This window comes from Thermodesulfomicrobium thermophilum DSM 16697, assembly GCF_059568695.1.
The window spans coordinates 119,472-138,056 of the sequence record NZ_JCANTW010000018.1 but is presented as its reverse complement, the minus strand read 5'-3'; the positions used below and the strand labels follow the sequence as shown (position 1 = coordinate 138,056).

The window sequence follows — 18,585 nt, the reverse complement described above, 5'->3', positions numbered from 1 at the left end:
AAGGCGGTCACCGTGGTCGAAAAGCTTGATGACGAGCTCATGGCGCTGGCGGACGGAGAGGCCTTTGTCCTTGTCCCCGTTGTCACGGGAAAATCTTCGGAAGAACCGGCTTCTGAGGAAAAATCGTTGGCAAGAGGGGCCCAGGAACGGGAGCAGACCTCCCCTGCGGCAGAATCCTCATGGCACTGGTATCTTCACCCTCGTGAACCCATAGCGAGGGCGATTCATAACCCCCAGGAGACAACTCCGGGGACTTGGTAGGGGAACAACAACCATTGGTGGAAACCATGACATTTTTATTGTCCCAAACCGTCCCAAAAAGGTGACATTTTCATTGGCTGTTTACAAGCGTCCGGAGAAACTCTTGGGTAGCCGACGCCTTTGGGGGGGGCGTGAAGCCTGGCGGCAGGCGGAGCCATTGTTTCACGTGAAACAATGCGAAGATGCGGCGGGATGGCGAGGGCCGCCGTGGGCATGGGAGGAGATCCCGGCGGGATTTTTCGCAGGCGTCCGCCAGGGACGTGCGGCCGGATATCCCTCCTCCTTATGTGCTGCGTGCGGGCAAGGCGGGCAGGTGTTGGAGCATTTGCCAGGCAGATGCCTTGGCCTGGGTGTCGCCGGCAAGCATGGCGTCGAGGTCAGGAAGGGGCGCCACGAGCATGTCGCCCCAGGGAAAGGGGGTAGATGGGGCCTGGATTTCGGGCAGAATGTGGCGGATGGCTGCTTGGCCAAAGACGAGGAGGCATCGGGGCTGCCATTGGGCAAGGCCGTGTTCCCAGGTCTCGGGCGTTGGGCAGCGGCAGGGCCACAGGGCCATGCGGGCGGTCTCCCAACCCAGGCGTTCGGCGCAGGCGGCCTGGATCTTTTTGATGAGCTCCAAGCGGGGCGGCCGCGGCGCGTGCAGGTCCTCCCAGAGTTCGGCGTAGGTCCACAGGGTGTGCAGCGGCTGCTTTTTCCCGTGCACGAGTGCCCGCAGGACGCCAGCCAGAGGCGGGCGCGCCGCTGCGGTCGGGGCCGCCGGGGGTGTGGTGCGTGGCGGCGCCTCGGGCGTGGGACGCTCGGGCCGGCGTGGGGCGGAGGGCTGCGCTGCGCGCGCTGGTGGGGTGGTGGGCGCAGGAGGCTTCGGGGCGGTGATCCAGGTAAGGCCCATGGCGCGCAGAATCCGCCCTCGTTCTCCTACAGGCTGGCCAGCCATGTGAGAAGCCTCCAGGCCACTTCGGTTTTGGGGAGCACGGGCCAGGCTTCGGTGCGGCCGGTGCGATCTATCACCACCATGCGGTTGGTGGGGCTGGCAAAGCCTGCTTCGGCCCGGCCGATGGGGTTGGCGGCCATGAGGTCGGCGTTTTTGCGCGCCAATTTGGCGGCAGCTGCGGCCGCGAGGTCTCCGGTTTCCGCCGCGAAGCCGAGCAGGCGCTGGTGTGGGGCCTTGGTTTTGCCCATGGCGGCGAGGATGTCCGGGTTGGGGGCAAAGGTGAGGCTGAGAGCCCGGCCGTCCTTGGTGTACTTGGTTTCCTGGCGGGGCGGGCGGAAGTCGGCCACCGCTGCGGTGCACAGGGCCATATCTACCGCGGGGAAGAGGTCCATGGCCGCGGCGAACATCTCCTGCGCCGAGGTCACGTCGATACGGTGCACTGAGCGCGGCAGGGCGATATCCACCGGGCCGCACACCGCCGTGACTTCCGCGCCGCGCAGGGCTGCGGCCACCGCCAGACTGGCGCCCATGGTGCCGGTGGATGGGTTGGACCAGAAGCGGGCCGGGTCGAAGTATTCCCGGGTGGGGCCCAAGGTCACGAGTATGCGCGTGCCGGCCAGGTCCTGGGGGGCGACGAGGCGCAGGATTTCCACGAAGATTTCTTCCACCGGCGCGAGACGCCCGGACCCCACGTCGCCGCAGGCCATGGTCCCGCTCTCCGGCCCCACGAAGCGGGTGCCGCGCTGGCGCAGGGTATGCACATTGGCCTGGGTGGCCGGGGCCTGCCACATGCGCGGGTTCATGGCCGGGGCCACGAGCACCGGGCCGGGACATGCCAGGAGCTGCGTGGAGAGGAGGTCGTCCGCCAGGCCGTGGGCCATCTTGGCCAGGATGTTGGCCGTGGCGGGCACCACGGCCACGGCCCGGGCGAGCTGCCCGGGCTCCAAGTGCTGGAAGGGGGCCGTGGCATCGAACGCGGCGGTGTGCACCGCTGCCGCCCCGATGGCGGCAAAGGCCATGGGAGTCACGAATTGGGTGGCCGCCGCAGTGAGGGTGACCTCCACCGGCATCTCCAAATGGACCAAGGCCCTGGTGAGTTCCAGGGCCTTGTACGCCGCCACCGAGCCACACACCCCGAGGTGTACGCGCTCGCCGCGGAAGGTATCGAAGAGGTAGTGGTGAGGGATCATTGGGTCAGGGTGCGTTCCATTTCCACGGGTTTGGGAAAGCCGCCGCCTGCCGGCGCTGCCGCTGGGAAGGATTGCGGGGCGCTCATGGTGTTGGCGCCGTAGCCGTTTTGCCGCGGCGAGACCCACACCTCCAGCCAGGTGGAGTAGAACGGATCTTCTTCGATGGTGATGACGGTCACGCGGTTTTCTTTGGTGAAGACCATGAGGAAGCGTTGGTACTTCTGGTAGGCGATAAGCGTCCACCCGTCCTTGGGCATGGAGTTGGCAAAGTAGTCGAACAGGGAGATGGGCTCCACCCGTCCCTTGAACTTGAGCACGCCGTAATGCTCCCCGCCTACTGGGGTGATGTTGGATTTATCCATTTGGATTTCCATGTCCTGGGGGATGCGGACATCACGGAAGTCGTAGACAAAGGCTTGGGTTTCCGTAGCCGTGGGCGGCTCTTCGGAACGGCTGCCGGGCCACAGGGTGGAGCACCCGACCAGGTACAGGAGTGCAAGGGCGAAAAATACACGGGCCATAGTTCGGATCCTTAGGTTGTCAGGTTGGAGGAAAGTTCCGGCCTTTGTGCGACCGAGGCCCGGCCTTCGTCAAGGGCGTGGCGCGGCGGCCATTGAGGGCTGGCGGCATCCATCCGGGCCGCGGCGGCTTCCTGTTCCCATCCGCCGGCCTCCAGGGATTCGGCGGCCAGGAGATAGAGGCGGGAGAGGTCGTTTCCATACATGGCGTGGAGGAGCTCCTCTGTATAACTGCGAAAGGCCTGCTCCACCAGCTGCCATTGCAGGTAGAAGAGGCGGGCGAGCAAGGAGTTGTCCGCGTGTCGGGGAAGATAGCGGATGAACATGCGTTTGCAATGGAAGAGGATGAAGCGCACTCGCTGCACTTCCCGGCGGATACTTTCGGAAGTCTGGCTGATGACGGCAAAGAGCTCGCCGCCCAGGTGCTGCTCTTCGGGGGGCAGATCCAGGCGCTGTTGCAAATTTTCGAATCTCGGTTTGTAATTCATCTGTTGGTAGGCGTCTTCCTTGAGTTTGATGCACTCGTGGAAGATATACCCTAAGGCCCAATCGAGGTATTCCCCCAGGACCTCGCTTCCTTCGTCGCGAAAGAGCAGGTGGGCGCTGTCCTTGAGGCGCCACAGGAGCCCTTTGCTGTTCTGCCGGCCGAGGATGTCGTCGAAAAAGGAAAAGCTCACCGCGCCGGTGCGGTCATAGTCTTGAAAATGGCTTTCCAGGCGCGCGGCGGCGAGGCAAAAGTCCCGCATCACGTCGCGCACGAAAAGCGGGCGCTTGGCAATGACCCAGGGTTTGGCCATGGGGCCTCCGTGGCTAAAGCGAATACCGAAAAAACGCTGTATTCCCAAGAGATGCAGCGCGAGCACCCTACGCATGGAGGAGAATGTGGTCAACGGCTCGGAGAAAAAAATCATGAGCGTGGCGGCGTGGCAGGCCTTGCCCCGGCCGCGGCGGGTGGTGTTCACCAACGGGTGTTTCGACATCCTCCACGCCGGCCACGTGGCCTATTTGGAGGCCGCCCGTGCCTTGGGCGATCACTTGGTGGTGGGGCTCAATGACGATGCCTCCATCCGCCGTCTCAAAGGGGCGCGGCGCCCCATCAACGAGGTGGCCTGCCGCGCCCGGGTGCTGGCGGCCTTGGCGTGCGTGGACGCGGTGATCGTGTTCGCCGAGGACACCCCGGAGCGGCTCATCGCCGAGGTGGCACCGGACGTGCTCGTCAAAGGCGGGGACTGGCCCGTGGAGCGCATCGTGGGCCGGGAGACGATGCTTGCCCGCGGCGGCGAGGTGCGCACCATTCCCCTTGTTCCCGGCCAGGGGACTACGGATATCATCGCGCGTATCCTGGATCGCTACCAATTGCGGGGGGCGGACGCATGACGGAGGTTACAGGCCGGCGCGTGGTCTATTCGCTCGCCTACCTGCTGGAGGCTTTGGGCGCGGCTGGGCTCTTCGATGCCGAGGCGCAGCGCAAGGTACTGGAGCGGGCCGTGGCCTTGGGGGTGGACCCGGCTGCGGACGGCGGTTTGGATTTCCTTTTGGGGCTGGGCATCCGGTTGCGCAGCCGCGGGGGCGAGGGCATGCGGCTCACCGAGGAACAGGTGTTGCGGGCCGTGGGCCTGCGCGAGGGCGTGGAGGTGCGGCGGGTGAGCCCCTTGGACGTGGATTTCGATCCCAAGGCCCGGGCCGTGTCCGAGAGTTTTGCCCGCTCCAATCTCCTCGTGCCCCTGGGCTTTCAGGACGGCCAATTGGAACTGTTGGTGCACAACCCCTTCCGGCCGGAACTCTGGTCGGACATGGAGCGCGTCTCCCCGCCGCCGTACCGCATCGCCCTGGGCGTGCGCTCGGACATCGAGCGCCTCATCGACGATTTTTATGGCTTTCGCGCCGCCCTCACTGCCGCGGAGGCGCAATTTTCCGCGGGCACGGACCTGGGGAACCTGGAGGCCCGGGTGCAGGTGGCGGAAAAGGTGGACGCCGACTCCGAGCAGCACGTCGTCAAGGCCGTGGACTACCTCTTGCGCTCCGCCCTGCGTGAGCGCGCAAGTGACATCCATCTGGAACCCAAGCGCGAAGGCGGCCGCATCCGCTTTCGCATCGACGGCATCCTCCATGACGTGCACCGCATCCCGGTCACGGTGTACGCGGCCATGATGAACCGATTGAAGGGCATGAGCCGCCTGGACATCTCCGAGAAACGCCGCCCTCAGGACGGCCGCGTGCAGCTCATGCTGGCAGGCACGCCCACGGACGTGCGCGTGTCCACCATCCCGGTGGCCTTTGGCGAAAAGATGGTGCTGCGCCTGCTCTCCAGCCACACCACCCTCAAGAGCCCCGAAGAGTTGGGCATGACCCCCGAGCAGCTTGCGCTCTTTACCCGTTTTGTGCGCAGCACCCATGGCCTTATCCTCGTCACCGGCCCCACGGGGAGCGGCAAGTCCACTACCCTCTATTCCACCCTCAAGACCCTGGCCTCGCCGCAGGTGAACATCGTCACCTTGGAGGACCCCATCGAGATGGTGGTGGACGAGTTCAATCAGGTGGGGATCCAATCGCGCATCGGCGTCACCTTCGGCGGCATGCTGCGGCATTTGCTGCGCCAGGACCCGGACATCATCATGGTGGGCGAGATGCGCGACCTGGAGACCGCCGAGCAAGCGGTGCAGGCAGCGCTCACCGGGCATCTGGTCTTCTCCACCCTGCACACCAACGACGCCGCCTCGGCCCTGACCCGGCTCTTGGATTTGGGGCTTGCGGCCTATCTCATCAACGCCGCGGTCATCGGTATCATCGCCCAGCGTCTGGTGCGGGTCATCTGCCCGTATTGCAAGGAATCCGTGCCCGTGGACCTGGCGCGGATGCAGGTTTTGGGGCTGGAGCGTTTTTTTGCGGACACCACCATGGTATGGCGCGGCCGCGGGTGCGAGGCCTGCCGTGGCACCGGGTTTTTGGGGCGGCAGGGGATCTTCGAGGTGTTGCCCCTGGATACGGAGCTCAAGGACGCTGTGCGCCGGGGCGTGGATTTGGCCGAGTTGCGCGCCATGGTGCGGGCCCAAGGCATTCCGTCGCTTTTGGAGGACGGCATGGCCCGGGTGGTTACGGGAGTCACCACCGTGGACGAAGTCCTGCGGGTGGCAGGCAGCGCTGAAGATTAGGCGTGGGGCGAACGGGAGACGAGGGCCCAGCGGGAGCCAAGGGGCCCCTTGGATCGGAGCCAGTCTGCCAGCTCGCGGGCAGCGGTCTTGATGGCGTCGCGAATGGAGCGCAGTTGTTGGAGCTGCTCCTCGGGCGTGCCGGTAAGGGTGCTGGGATCCGGAAAAGGCAGGTGGAGGCGATGGGTCATGCCCGGATAGATGGGGCAGCGGTCTTCGCTCTCGCCGCAGACCGTGACGACGACGTCGAACATGCGGCCGGCACGGAAGAGCGCAAAGGCCGATTGGGTCCCTTTGCCTGCAAGATCGAAGCCGTCTTCGGCCATGACCTGCACCACGAGAGGGTTGATGCGGGTGGGTTCGAAGCCGGCGCTTTCCACCACCCAATCCGGGTCGCCGAAATGCCGCAGATAGGCTTCGAACATCTGGCTGCGGGCGCTGTTGTGGACGCAGATGATGAGGATGCGGCGCATAGGTCTCCCTCCACGGTCGATACTGGTCCCCGCTCCCTAGGACCGCATGGTGACAATCCGGCGGCGGTATTGTGGCGACCGGGTGGCGATACGGGGCCGTGGGGCTGCCCATGGCCCTCGAGGGGCTCGGGGCAGGCTATGCGACTGCGGAACTGTCCTTCTCGTCCAGGGCGTCGGCCATGGCGTAGCGTTTGAGCTTGCGCCACAGGGAGGCCCGGTCGATGCCCAGGATCTTGGCTGCTTGGGTGCGGTTGCCCTGGCAATGGCGCAGGACCCAGGCGATGTGGAGCCGTTCGTTTTCTTCCAAGGTGATGAGTTGCTGATGGCAGGGGCGCTGCACGTGTCCCTGGACCGCGGTGAGGTCCGGGGGCAGGTGGCGCGGGAGTATGGTGGTGCCTTCCGCCAGCACCGCGGCCCGTTCCATGATGTTTTCGAGTTCCCGCACGTTGCCGGGAAAAGGGTAGCGGTGCAGTATCTCGAGGGTCTCCGGCGCGAGGCAAAGTCCTTCTTTTCCGAGCCGGCGTGCGGCCTTGGCGAGAAAGAAGTGGCTGAGCAGCGGGATGTCTTCGCGCCGTTCGGAAAGGGGCGGCACTTCGATGGTGATGACGTTGAGCCGGAAATAGAGGTCCTGGCGGAAGGTCCCGTGGGCTGCTTCCCGCTGGAGGTCGCGGTTGGTGGCGGCGATGATGCGCACATCTACGGGGATGTCGTCGGTGCCGCCCACCCGGCGGATGGTGCGCTCCTGCAGGGCACGCAGGAGCTTGACCTGCATGGACGGGGACATCTCTCCCACTTCATCGAGAAAAAGCGTCCCCCCGTGTGCGGCCTCGAAGAGCCCTTTGTGCGTGCGCTGGGCGCCGGAGTAGGCCCCGGCCTCGTGGCCGAAGAGTTCGTTTTCCAGGAGATCTTCCGTGAAGGCCCCGCAATTGATGGCCAGGAAGCGTTGCTGGGCGCGGCGGCTCAGCAGGTGGATGGTGCGGGCGACGAGTTCCTTGCCCGTGCCGGTCTCACCGAGGATGAGCACCGTGGAGTCCGTGGGGGCCACGTGTTCCAGGGTGCGCTTGAGCTGGCGGATGGACGGGGCTTCGCCCAGAAAGGGGATTTCGTTGGCCTGGCGGAGCCGCTGGCGGAGTTCCTGGACCTCCTGGCGGAGGCGGCGTTTTTCCAGGGCCTTGTCCACCAGGGCGCGCACCTCGTCGATCTGATAGGGTTTGACCAGGTAGTGGTACGCCCCGCGGCGCATGGCCTCCACCGCAGTCTCGATGGTGGGGTAGCCGGTGACCATGAGGACTTCCGTGGCGGGCCAGAGCTCCTTGGTGCGCTGGAGTACGTCCATGCCGCTGACCCCCGTCATCATGAGATCGGTGATCACCAGATCGAATTCGTTGTGCTCCAAGGCGGCCAGGGCTTCAGCGCCGTTTGCCGCCTGCTCCACCGTGAGCCCTTGGCGCGTCAGCACCAGAGCGAGGTTTTTGCGGGCAATGGCCTCGTCGTCCACGACCAGGGCCGTTGGCGATAGGGCGGTGCTCATGCGTCCTCCGACTGGTGCAGGGGAAGGCGGATGGTGAAGCGGGCGCCGGGGCCGTCTGGGCGGTTTTCTGCGCTGATGGTGCCGCCGTGTTTCTTGATGATGCCAAAGACGATGGACAGGCCCAGGCCCGTGCCCTTGCCGTTTTCTTTGAGGGTGAAGAAGGGGTCGAAGACGCGGCCCAGGTGCTCGGCGGGGATGCCGGGACCGGTGTCCGTCACCTGGATGGTGGCCATGCCGGAGGCCGGGTCCGCAGTGGCCGCTATGGTGATGGTGCCGGCTTCCCCCATGGCCTGAATGGCGTTGATGAGCAGGTTGAGAAAGACCTCCTGCATGCGCTGGGCGTCGATGGGGAGGATGATGGTGTCGGGGATGCGGGTGTTGATGTGGATGCCTGCCGGCCGGTGGCTGTCCACCAATTGCACCGCCCGTTGCACAATGGCGGCAAGGGGGGTCGGTTTGCGGGAAAACTCGGTGGCGCGGGAGAACTCCAAGAGCCCTTTCACGATGTCACGGGCCCGGAGCACCTCCTGGTAGATGGCGGAAAGGAGCTCCCGGGCAAGCTCATGGCGCACGACATCCTCTTCTTCGCGCAGGATCTGGCAGGAGGTGGAGATATTGTTGAGGGGATTGTTGAGCTGGTGGGCGATGCCTGCGGTGAGCACACCCAGGGAGGCCAGCTTTTTTTCTTGCAGGAGTTGCTGCTGTCGTTTCTCCAGTTCCGAAATCATGGTGTTGATGGCCTCGATGACCAGTTGGGTCTCGTCGCCCCGCTTATTGGGCGGCAGGGGCCGGAAGTCTCCCTGCGCGATCTGGGCGGTGGAGAGGGTGATGAGGTGCAGGGCGTCGATGATGCTGCGGGTCATGAACCAGGCCAGGGGCAGGCCGATGGCCAGGGCGGCGATGATGGAAAAGATGAGCTGCCGTTTGAGGGTGCCCACGATGGTGAGGATGTGGTGCCGGTGGTTGGCGAGGAAGTGTTGGGAGGTTTCCACCAGCATGTGCCCTTGGTTGCGGAGGTTTTCGAGCAGGCCAGGGGCAGCGGGCGTTTGTGGAACCTGGTCGAGGAGCTCGCCATAGCGCTGGAGATGTTTTTCGAGTTCGTGGATGTCCTGCGCCGGGATCGTCATGGGTTCGGTTTGGCCCAGATGCTCCAGGTGGGAGAAGCTTTGCTGGAGATAGCGCCGCGTCTCGGTGAGGTCTTCAGGGGAGCGGTAGAGGAGGTAGTTTTTCTCGTAGCGTCGGATTTCCAGGATGTCGTTGCTGAGATCGTTGACGACCTCCTCCAGGTGCAGGGCGTCTTCGATCTGGACCAGATACCGGAAGGAGATGACGCCAAGGAGCAACGCGCCGGCCACGGCGATCATGCTCCCCAGGAGCACTTTGTGGCGGATGGTGATGGTGGCGATTTTCATGGGATTTCCTCGCGGACTAAGGCTGTGCTCAGGGCGGTGTCGATGTCATTGGTGAACAGGACTTGGGGGTATTCCGTCCCGGATACGGCGAGGGCCTCCACATCCGGGGCGTTTTCCGCAGGCAGGATGACCAGCTGCGCCCCGCCGCGCCGGGCCGCCAAAAGCTTTTCTCGAATGCCCGCCACCCGCAGCACGCGGCCGGTGAGGGAGATCTCCCCGGACATGGCGATCTCGGGCCGCACCGGACGGCACGCCAGAAGCGACACCAGGGCCACGGCGATGGTGAGGCCTGCGGAGGGGCCGTCTTTGCTGATGCCGCCTGCCGGGATGTGGATGTGGATATCTTCGGAGGCAAAGAAGTCCGCAGGCACGCGCAGGCGCTGGGCGTTGCTGCGGATGTAGCTGAGGGCGATCTGCGCCGATTCCTTGAGCACCTCCCCCAGGGAACCGGTGAGGAGGAGCCGGCCGGTGCCGGGCATGCGGGTGGCCTCCACGGTGATGAGTTCGCCGCCGGTTTCGGACCATACCAGACCCGTGGCCGCGCCCACGCGCTGCTCCTGGCTGGAGATGGTGTGCACGAAGCGGGGAGGCCCGAGAAGGAGCGCAATGGTCTGCGCGTCCACCTGCTGCGGCATGGTCTCGTGTTCAAGGTAGGCGCGCGCCAATTTGCGGCAGATGCGCCCGATTTCCCGGTCCAGGCCCCGCACCCCGGCCTCGTTGGTGTAGGAGCGCGCCAGGAGGATGACGGCCTCGTCGGTGAAAGTGGGCCGGGGCCGGGTGAGGCCGTGTTCCCGAAGCTGGCGGGGGATGAGGAAGCGTTGGGCGATCTCGAGCTTTTCGGTCTCCGAATACCCGCTGAAGGGGACGACCTCCATGCGGTCCAGCACCGGGCCGGCGAGGCGGGCGGTGGAGTTGGCCGTGGCGATGAAAAGCACTTTGGAGAGGTCGAAGGGGATGTCCACATAGCGGTCGAGAAATTGGTGATTTTGCTGGGGATCGAGGATTTCCAGCAGGACCGAGGCCGGATCTCCTTTGGCGTCCTGGGCGATCTTGTCCATCTCGTCGAGCATGAACACTGGGTTCTTCACCCCCACGCTCCGGATGGCCTGGATGATACGGCCCGGCAGGGAGCCGACGTAGGTGCGCCGGTGCCCCCGAAGTTCGCTCTCGTCGCGCAGGTCCGCCAAGGAAAGGCGGCAGAACTTGCGGCCCAGGGCCTCGGCGATGGCCATGCCCACCGAGGTCTTGCCGACCCCTGGAGGCCCGACGAAGCAGAGGATCGGCGACCTGGGCGTGTAGCTGCGTTGGGAGGCCCTCAGGATGGAGGAGACGGCTTCGCGCAGCTCCTGGATGTCGATGGGTTTGGAGATGTAGTGGATGGCGCCGGTCTTCATGGCTTGGACGGCGGTATCCACCGTCGCGTAGCCGGTGACGATGATCACCTGGGTGTTGGGGGAGATCTTCTTGGCTTCCTCCAGGAGCGTCATGCCGTCCATGCGCCCCATCTTCAGGTCCGTGATAATGAGGTCGAACTCCCATTGGCGCACCTTGTCCAGCGCTTCCATGCCGTCGCAGGCCACCTCGATGTGGTACCCTTCCTTGGCCAGGGCATAGCGCAGGTTGTTTCTGGCCACGGTTTCATCATCCACGATGAGCAGCGACGCCTTTTTCCGGGACAGGAGCGTGTGCTGCGCCAGGTGCTCCAGCACCAACTCTTTGATGTGACCGATGCCGGCGTGGCTGGCGTCCAAAATTGCTTCCGCCTGACGCAGGTCGAAGGTGTCGGTGGTCTCCGTCTCCCAGGGCAGATCCAGTAATGTGCGGATATAGTTGAGGCTGATGGCGTACTCGGCCGCACTGGGGTCCGTATGCTCCAGGCGCTGCACTTCCGCCTCCACGGCCTGGCGGGGGCCTTGGGGCAGGCGTGCGGCAGCGAGGCGCAGTGCTTCCGGGGTGTCGGTCGTGGTCGTGCTGGGGGCGGGTTCTGGTTCAGGTTTCCAGAAAAAACGCATGTCGGCCTCCGTGCGTTGGGGTGCAACATCATGTTGCATTTGGCAACACTTAAAAAGTTATTTGAAAAACAATTGGTTTCATTTTTGCCTTTGTTTTTTATTGCATTCTGCAACAACGGTCCATGAGGGGCATTTTTGGAGCAGCTCAAGAAAACTTTTGTATTTCAAGGAGTTTTTCTAAGGGCCGCGCCTGGCATGATCCTTGGTTAGGGGAAAATGCAACAATCAAACCTGGAGGATCAGTATGGCAGCGCTTCGGGAGGAAATCGAACGATCGTTCGCGGCGGTGGCCTTTGCCGAACGTGGACGGGTGGAAGAGGCCCGGTGGCTTTTGCGCGGTGAGGACAAGCGGACGGCGCAGCGGGAGCAAAAGCAGTCGGCCACACAACGTCCTCGTCCCACCATGCGGGCGGAGTAGGCTCATGGGAAAGGCGAGATCGCACAGCAGCCGCTCTCGCGTCCCTTCGGGGGTGCGCATGCGCCAGCGGGGGCGGTTGCGGGATGTCTGGGAGGAGTTTGGCGAGGCTTTTGCCCTGGCCGAGGCCGGCGAACAGCTGCTTGCGCAGGAGGTGTTGCGGCGCGGTTCTTCCCAGGGACGTCGCATCCTCGTCTTGGGGCACGGGGCGGACTTCTTTCCGGTGTTGGCGGAGTACGCCTTGGGATTGGCGCAGCGCATGGATTACGAAGTCGTCTTTTGCAACGTGCGCGACGCCGGTGGCGGCGGGGGCACTGCCGCCATGCGCCAGCACATGGAGGAAACTTTTGCGGCCCAGGCCGGGCGCGCGGTGCAGCCGTGGCTGGAGCGCGCTGCACAAATGGGGGTGGCCGCCCGCCATGTGGTGCGCAGCGGGTGCGTGACCGCGCAGGTGGAGGCCATCTGTCATGAGCTGGGCCGCGTGGAACTGGTGTTGAGTGGACCGGACGAGTCCATGTGTTTGGAAGGACATGTATCATCTCCACTGTTCACAGTGGAATAACAAGGAGGAGCTATGCAGAGTGGAACGAAGAAGCCCATAGGGAAAACGCTGCTCTTCGGTGTACTTTCGGCTGCGTTCTATGCAGCGGTATTTTCGTACGCAGATCTGATTGCTGCGTATTTTTCCCAGGGTTCGTGGTGGGCGGCAGGGCCCATCGCAACGGTGTTTATTGTTTCTTATCTTTACGGAAACTTTACTTCGAATCTGTGGACATGCCTTGGGGTTGAGGCCAAGCGGGTGCACAAGCGCGTGGAAAAGCCCGCCGAAGTGCGTCCCCAGATGCGTGCGACACTCCATGCCGAGTAAGGAGCTGGACTATCATGGATATGCTTGCGTTGGATCCTTCGAAGTTTATTGAGTTGAGCTTCCAGGCCGTTTCGTTTCTGTTCATTGTCGGATTTGTGGGCGGACTGGTGAGCGGGTTCATTGGCTCTGGCGGCGCTTTCGTGCTGACCCCGGGCATGATGAGTCTCGGCGTTCCCGGGACGGTGGCGGTGGCGAGCAATATGTGCCACAAATTCCCCAAGGCCCTGGTGGGCGCCATCAAGCGCTTTCGCTACGGCCAGGTGGACATCAAGCTCGGCCTGATCATGGCGGCGTCCGCGGGCGTGGGCGTGCAGCTCGGCATCATGTTCCAGCACTATATCCTGGAGCTTTGGGGACAGGCGGGATCCAATCTGTACGTGAGCCTAGCCTTCGTGCTCGTGTTGGTCTCCGTGGGGGGCTACGTGGCCCGGGACGCCATCTCCTGCGTGCGCTGCGGCGGCGTGGAGAAGGTCGGCGCACTGGCCAAGCGCATCCAGCGCATTGAACTGTGGCCCATGATCACCTTCAAGACCGCCGGGGTTCGGGTTTCCCTGTGGGTGACCATTCCCGTGGGGTTGGCCACCGGCATGCTGGCGGCCACCATTGCGGTGGGCGGTTTTATCGGGGTGCCCGGCATGATCTACGTCCTTGGAGTCTCCGGTTTGGTGGCTTCGGCCACGGAGCTGGTGATCGCCTTTGTCATGGGGCTGGGCGGCTCCATCAACTGGGCTTTGCATGGGATGGTGGATATCCGTCTCGTCTTGATCATCTTGTCCGGCTCGCTTTTGGGGATCCAGTTGGGCGCCATCGGGACCACGTATGTCCGGGATTATATGGTCAAGGGCGTCATGGCCACCATCATGCTCATTGTTGCGGTCAGCCGCTGCCTGGCCATTCCCAAGTATCTGGTACAACTGAATCTGTTGGAAATGTCCGACTCCGTGGTCACGCTCTTGGGCCATGTGAGCTACGGATTCATGTGCCTGGCGCTCCTCGTGGGGGCTGGCATCATCTTGGGCGCCATCTGGTTTGCCCGGCGGGCGGAAAAGGCTGCGCTGGCCTCCTCCTGAGTATCCTTCAAGAACACGACATACTGGCGCCGGCTGTCCGCACAGGATGGCCGGCGCCGGTGCTTTGGGGCGCCTACTCGGTCTGGAGCCGCCGGAGGATGGCGGCAAGGAGCGGCTGGAGCGTGGAGCTTAAGCGCCAGGAGGCGTGGGAGGCTTGCTGGAGGAAGAAGATATCGTGGATGTGATCCCCGTGGGTGGCGATTTTGGCGGCCTGCACGTTCACCCCGTGCAGGGCGAGTTCCCAGGTGATGTCGAAGAGTCGGCCGGGCCGGTCGCTGGCGCGCACGACGAGGGTGGCCTTTTCGGCGTCGAGACGTACCTGTGGTTTCGGCCCAGGGAGGCTTGGGCGGCGCAGCGGGGATTTGCGCCGGGCCGCGATGCGGGTGGCCAGGCCGTGGGGATCGGCAAGACTGGTGCGGGCCTCTTCGGTGAAGGCAGGCCAGAAGTAGACGGCGTCGGTTTCCGGCAGACGCACGACGAAGAGGTCCATGGCGGTGCCTTCCCGTGTGGTGAAGATTTCGGCGCTGAGGATATCAGCCCCCTTGATGGCGAAGCACCCGGCCAGGGTGGCGAAGAGTGCGGGTTGATCCGGGGCCATGACCGCGCACTTCCATACTCGGGGATCCTGGTCATGCACGGACCAGGCCAGGGTGTGGAGGATTTGGGGGGTGCTGCGCTGGCGGGCGAAAAGCTCGGCCATGCGGCGCAGGTCCGAACTGCTGATGCGCTCTCGGGCGGGCTCGGGGATCTCTCGAAGGAAGTCTTGGGGGAGTTTATCGCGGGAAGGCGCGCGCAGGGGACGGCCCTGGAGTGCCCGGGCGGTCTTGGCGTAGAGCTCCTCCACCAAGAGGCTGCGCCACGTGTTCCAGGCTGCAGGTCCGGTGGCCATGGCGTCGGCCACGGCGAGGCGCGCTAGGGCCGCCAGGCGTTCGGGGGTCTGCACCTTGTGGGCGACGGCGTGGATGGTGGCGGGATCGTTTAGGTCGCGTTGCGTGGCTACCTGGAAGAGGGTGAGATGTTCGGCGATGAGGAACGTGGTGGTGGCGATGTCCGCCTTGGCCACGCCGAGACGGGTGAGCAGGCGGCGGGCGAGGATGCTGCCGCGCACCTCGTGGCGGGGATGGGGTTTGCCCATGTCGTGGAGAAGTCCTGCCCACACCAGGGGGAGGTGGTCCTTTGGGGCTGTGGGGAGCGTTTCGAGCCAGGGCGCGGCGTGGAGCAATTCTTGGGGCTGGGCAAGGAGCATGGCGCAGCGCAGGCTGTGCCAGCCCACCGGGTGGCGGTGCCAGCCGTCCAGGGGCACCACCGAAAGGCTGGGGGCGAGCTCTGGGAAGAGGACGCGCAAGAGCCCCAGGTCCAGGAGGGTGGCGAAGGCGGCCTCCCCGTGGGGGGCGTGAAGGATGTCGTGGAGCCAGACAGCGAGGTGCGGGCTGAGTTCTGCCGCTTGTCGGGCGCTGAGGCGGAGTAGAGCCCCTTGGGCGGAAAAGTTGGGGGGGATGCCGGTGTGGGCAGCCGTCTCGATGAGGCGCAGCACCAGATGCGGGTGTGCGCCGGGGTCTTCGGCGAAGCCCAGGCCGCCGGGGGTGTGGCGGATGCCGTCGCAGCGGCGGTCTGGCGGCCGGCGTTTGCGCTCTATGCGGCCCAGGACTTCGCGCACCATGGCGCAGCGCGCCAGGCGGATGCGGGCCATGGCTTCTTCCAAACGTTGGGAGAGTGCGGGCCGCGAGGTGCCAAGGCGGTGGGCCACGGCGTCTTGGAGTTCGGCGGAAAACACGTCGTGACGCCGTTGGGTGGTGCAGTGCAGGGCGCAGCGCACCTGGCGGATGGTCTGTGCCGCGGCACACAAGGCCTCCACCTGGTCTGGGGCCAGTACCCCGAGGTCGAGAAACCGCGCCCCTTCCCGACCGGGAAAGGCGGCCGCGAGCCAGCCCAAGTGGTGCCAATGCCGCAGGCCGCCGGGGCTGTTTTTGAGGTCCGGCTCGATGCAGGCGTACCCGCTGGGGCTAGTCTCGGCGATCCACTGCACGAAGGTGCGGCGCGCGGCAGAGGTGAGGATACGGCGCACTCCCTGGCGAAGTTCCGGGAAAAGTCCTGCTGGGTCCGGACCGATGGGCCGCGCAGACAGGAGCCCTGCCAGGACTTTGGGGTCTTGGGCCGCGAGCTCCAGGGTTTCGGCGAGGGTACGGACGCTGTAGTCCACCTGCATCCCGCTGTCCCACAGGGGGTAGACGATGCTTTGGACCCAGCGGCCGCTGTCTTCAGCAGGCAGACGTGGCGGCCGTAGCAGGCAGATGTCCAGGTCCGAGCCCGGGGAGAGCTGGCTGAGACCAAAACCGCCCACTGCCAGCACGCAGCCGGGGAACCCTTGGGCGAGCACCGCCACCGCGGCCGTCATGATGCGGGAAAGGGCCCGCTCCATGGGTCGGCCGCAGGGCAGCGCCAGTGCCCGACGGCGCAGGGCTTGGACTCGTTCGAGAACCTGCGTTCCCGGGGGACGAGACGCTGGGCGGTCAGATGGCGGCCTCACCGGTTTCTCCGGTACGGATGCGCATAGCGTCATCCACGGGCAGGACGAAGATCTTGCCATCACCCACTTGGCCGGTGATGGCCGCTGCTCGGGCGGCCTCCACCACGGCAGGGGTGATGGCGTCCTCGCACACGACCTCGATTTTCACCTTGGCCACGAAGTCCACCTGGTATTCGGCCCCGCGGTAGATCTCCTTGTGTCCCCGCTGGCGGCCAAAGCCTTTGACTTCGGTGATGGTCATGCCGTGTACGCCTGCGGCGGTGAGGGCTTCTTTGACTTCGTCCAGTTTGAAAGGCCGGATGATGAACTCGATTTTTTTCATGAATCGCTCCTTGCTCCTGGCTACCATTGGTACCCTGTTTCACGGTGTTCGTTGACGTCCAAGCCCCGGGTTTCGTCTTCGGGCGATACGCGCAGCCCCAGCGTCGCATCGATGACCTTGAAAAGCACATAGCTCATGAGGAAACAGAAGACCCAGGTGGCCACCACCGAGACGAGTTGGATCCACAATTGTGTCGGGTTGCCGGCAAGGAGTCCGCGGAATTCTCCAAAATCGGCAAAAACGCCTGTGGCTAGGGCTCCCAGGGTGCCGCCCACGCCGTGGATGCCGACCACGTCCAAGGCGTCGTCATAGCCGAAACGGTTTTTCTGAAGCACGGCCCAGTAGCAGACCGCGCCGGCCGCAATCCCCATGACGAGGGACGCGCCCACCGACACGTAGCCCGCCGCCGGGGTGATGGCCACAAGCCCAGCTACGGCGCCTGAGACCGCGCCTAGGGTGGTGGCCCTGCCCCGGTGCCGCCATTCCACGGCCACCCAGGACAAGGCCCCGGCGGCAGCGGCGAAATGGGTGGTGGCAAAGGCCATGGCGGCTTGTGCGTTGGCGGCCAAGGCGGAGCCGGCGTTGAAGCCGAACCATCCGAACCAGAGGATGCCGGCGCCGAGGATGGTCATGGGGAGGTTGTGGGGGATGTGGGCCTCTTTACCGAACCCGCGCCGCGGGCCGATGACCAGACAGCCGGCCAAGGCCGCCGCGGCTGAGCACATATGCACCACGGCCCCACCGGCGAAGTCCAGAGCCCCCATCGCGCCCATCCAGCCGCCCCCCCAGACCCAATGGGCCATGGGGCAGTACACCAACACGAGCCACAGCCCTGAGAACACGAGAAACGGCGCAAAACGCATGCGTTCGGCAAAGGCGCCGGTAATGAGGGCTGGGGTGATGACCGCGAACATGCACTGAAAGATCATGAAGGCTGCGGGCGGGATGGTAAGGGTCCAGCCTTCCGGGGCATCGCCGCCCACCCCGGCAAGGAGCAGGTGATTCAATGCGCCGATGACGCCGCCCACGTCCGTGCCAAAGGCCAGAGTGTAGCCGACGACCGCCCAAAGGACGCTCACCAGGCCGAGCAGGATAAAACTCTGCATGAGGGTGGCGAGCACGTTCTTGGCGCGCACCATGCCGCCGTAAAACAGGGCGAGCCCCGGGGTCATGAACATCACCAGGGCCGCGCTCATGAGCACAAAACCGGTATCTGCCGCATCCATGGGATTCCTCCTTGGAAATTCGAGATGTTCCCATGGGTCTTGGCAAAAAGCAGGCCAGACGTCCGCACCATGCCGCGGGCCCCTGGCAGATCCTCATTGATCCGGATGTGGTACCAAGGCGTTTTGCCTCGTTGCAATGCGACCCCGTCGCGGCACATGTCCGCGGCGGTCTCGTTAATCATCTGAAGTGATTGGTTTTCGTGCAAACCCGCCATAGACTGGTTTGCCCGGCGGTTGAAACGTCTTTCAACCGCTCGATATTACTTTTCTGGCAAAAACCACCCCATAATGAAGGGAAGAGTTGCGCGTTTTTTGCGAGAAGATTGGGATTGAGAGTACATTTTTGAAAAATAGCAGTTTTTTCAAGGTAAAATTCAAGAACTCGCGCTCCCGTGGTCTCGGGACGCGTGGCGATTTGGTCTTAACCGGGTTGGGTGCGCGTCTCGAACTCCCGCATCAGGATGTCTTTCAGGCAGCGGCGGCAGATATCGGTGTTATGGACCCCGGTGAGGCGCATCTCCAAGGCCGGGGCCAGTTCACCCTTCTGGCCGCCGAGGCGGGCGAGGTTGGCGGGATCGGCGATGGCGAGGGTGTAGCGCTCCTCGAAGATGCCGTCCGTGAGCCCCTGGATTTCCGTCCCACAGATGTCGCAAAAGCGGCGGATCATCGGGGGGGCAACA

At 64.4% G+C, this 18,585-nt stretch carries 18 protein-coding genes and 1 pseudogene; 7 read left to right on the top strand and 12 right to left on the bottom strand.

The window, feature by feature from the left end:
* Window positions 1-261: pseudogene (locus tag BR00_RS11460) on the top strand (ISNCY family transposase); the annotation flags it as partial.
* Window positions 262-544: 283 nt separating this feature from the next.
* Here the strand turns inward: BR00_RS11460 and BR00_RS11455 are convergent.
* The 4 genes from BR00_RS11455 to BR00_RS11440 are packed head-to-tail and all read right to left on the bottom strand — an operon-like array spanning window position 545 to window position 3,697.
* Window positions 545-1,195: a hypothetical protein gene (locus BR00_RS11455; protein ID WP_496477730.1), complete on the bottom strand. Its 651-nt coding sequence runs from the start codon at window positions 1,193-1,195 to the stop codon at window positions 545-547.
* Window positions 1,177-2,382 carry a bifunctional phosphopantothenoylcysteine decarboxylase/phosphopantothenate--cysteine ligase CoaBC gene (gene coaBC / locus BR00_RS11450; RefSeq protein ID WP_496477729.1) on the bottom strand — a complete coding sequence of 402 codons (1,206 nt, stop codon included), beginning with the start codon at window positions 2,380-2,382 and terminating at the stop codon, window positions 1,177-1,179. The genes BR00_RS11455 and coaBC overlap by 19 nt, the downstream gene beginning before the upstream one ends.
* Window positions 2,379-2,903: a hypothetical protein gene (locus tag BR00_RS11445; protein ID WP_496477728.1), complete on the bottom strand. Its 525-nt coding sequence runs from the start codon at window positions 2,901-2,903 to the stop codon at window positions 2,379-2,381. The genes coaBC and BR00_RS11445 overlap by 4 nt, the downstream gene beginning before the upstream one ends.
* An 11-nt stretch (window positions 2,904-2,914) precedes the next feature.
* The gene (locus tag BR00_RS11440) at window positions 2,915-3,697 is read right to left on the bottom strand and encodes a hypothetical protein (RefSeq protein WP_496477727.1); all 783 of its coding nucleotides are present in this window, start codon (window positions 3,695-3,697) and stop codon (window positions 2,915-2,917) included.
* Between the two features lie 73 nt (window positions 3,698-3,770).
* Between BR00_RS11440 and rfaE2 the strand changes: the two genes are divergently transcribed.
* Complete coding sequence (gene rfaE2, locus BR00_RS11435; RefSeq protein ID WP_496477726.1) at window positions 3,771-4,277, top strand: D-glycero-beta-D-manno-heptose 1-phosphate adenylyltransferase; 507 nt, start codon at window positions 3,771-3,773, stop codon at window positions 4,275-4,277.
* Complete coding sequence (locus tag BR00_RS11430; RefSeq protein ID WP_496477725.1) at window positions 4,274-6,052, top strand: GspE/PulE family protein; 1,779 nt, start codon at window positions 4,274-4,276, stop codon at window positions 6,050-6,052. The genes rfaE2 and BR00_RS11430 overlap by 4 nt, the downstream gene beginning before the upstream one ends.
* Here BR00_RS11430 and BR00_RS11425 read toward each other — a convergent pair.
* The 4 genes from BR00_RS11425 to BR00_RS11410 form a co-directional block, all read right to left on the bottom strand.
* Entirely contained in the window at window positions 6,049-6,522 is a 474-nt protein-coding gene (locus BR00_RS11425) for an arsenate reductase ArsC (RefSeq protein WP_496477724.1), read from the bottom strand. The two genes, BR00_RS11430 and BR00_RS11425, sit on opposite strands and share 4 nt — an antisense overlap.
* Before the next feature lie 136 nt (window positions 6,523-6,658).
* Window positions 6,659-8,053 (bottom strand): sigma-54-dependent transcriptional regulator, encoded by a 1,395-nt coding sequence (locus BR00_RS11420; RefSeq protein WP_496477723.1) that lies wholly within the window; start codon window positions 8,051-8,053, stop codon window positions 6,659-6,661.
* Window positions 8,050-9,465: a sensor histidine kinase gene (locus BR00_RS11415; protein WP_496477722.1), complete on the bottom strand. Its 1,416-nt coding sequence runs from the start codon at window positions 9,463-9,465 to the stop codon at window positions 8,050-8,052. The genes BR00_RS11420 and BR00_RS11415 overlap by 4 nt, the downstream gene beginning before the upstream one ends.
* The gene (locus tag BR00_RS11410; RefSeq protein WP_496477721.1) at window positions 9,462-11,477 is read right to left on the bottom strand and encodes a S16 family serine protease; all 2,016 of its coding nucleotides are present in this window, start codon (window positions 11,475-11,477) and stop codon (window positions 9,462-9,464) included. Before BR00_RS11410 ends, BR00_RS11415 begins: the two co-directional genes overlap by 4 nt.
* A gap of 244 nt (window positions 11,478-11,721) precedes the next feature.
* Between BR00_RS11410 and BR00_RS11405 the strand changes: the two genes are divergently transcribed.
* From BR00_RS11405 to BR00_RS11390, 4 genes are read left to right on the top strand one after another with little or no spacing between them, the layout of a single operon-like run.
* Window positions 11,722-11,895, top strand: coding sequence for a hypothetical protein (locus BR00_RS11405; RefSeq protein ID WP_496477720.1), 174 nt, complete (start codon window positions 11,722-11,724; stop codon window positions 11,893-11,895).
* Window positions 11,896-11,899: 4 nt separating this feature from the next.
* The gene (locus BR00_RS11400; RefSeq protein ID WP_496477719.1) at window positions 11,900-12,454 is read left to right on the top strand and encodes a hypothetical protein; all 555 of its coding nucleotides are present in this window, start codon (window positions 11,900-11,902) and stop codon (window positions 12,452-12,454) included.
* Between the two features lie 12 nt (window positions 12,455-12,466).
* Complete coding sequence (locus tag BR00_RS11395) at window positions 12,467-12,760, top strand: hypothetical protein (protein ID WP_496477718.1); 294 nt, start codon at window positions 12,467-12,469, stop codon at window positions 12,758-12,760.
* A gap of 14 nt (window positions 12,761-12,774) precedes the next feature.
* Window positions 12,775-13,830: a sulfite exporter TauE/SafE family protein gene (locus BR00_RS11390; protein ID WP_496477717.1), complete on the top strand. Its 1,056-nt coding sequence runs from the start codon at window positions 12,775-12,777 to the stop codon at window positions 13,828-13,830.
* Window positions 13,831-13,903: 73 nt separating this feature from the next.
* On the opposite strand, the gene BR00_RS11385 is transcribed toward BR00_RS11390, so the two are convergent.
* The 4 genes from BR00_RS11385 to BR00_RS11370 form a co-directional block, all read right to left on the bottom strand.
* Window positions 13,904-16,357: a [protein-PII] uridylyltransferase family protein gene (locus tag BR00_RS11385; RefSeq protein WP_496477716.1), complete on the bottom strand. Its 2,454-nt coding sequence runs from the start codon at window positions 16,355-16,357 to the stop codon at window positions 13,904-13,906.
* Window positions 16,341-16,679 carry a P-II family nitrogen regulator gene (locus BR00_RS11380; RefSeq protein WP_496477715.1) on the bottom strand — a complete coding sequence of 113 codons (339 nt, stop codon included), beginning with the start codon at window positions 16,677-16,679 and terminating at the stop codon, window positions 16,341-16,343. Before BR00_RS11380 ends, BR00_RS11385 begins: the two co-directional genes overlap by 17 nt.
* A 20-nt stretch (window positions 16,680-16,699) precedes the next feature.
* Entirely contained in the window at window positions 16,700-17,905 is a 1,206-nt protein-coding gene (locus BR00_RS11375) for an ammonium transporter (RefSeq protein WP_496477714.1), read from the bottom strand.
* Window positions 17,906-18,326: 421 nt separating this feature from the next.
* Window positions 18,327-18,572, bottom strand: a complete 246-nt coding sequence (locus tag BR00_RS11370; RefSeq protein WP_496477713.1) for a hypothetical protein — start codon at window positions 18,570-18,572, stop codon at window positions 18,327-18,329.
* Between the last annotated feature and the right edge of the window lie 13 nt (window positions 18,573-18,585).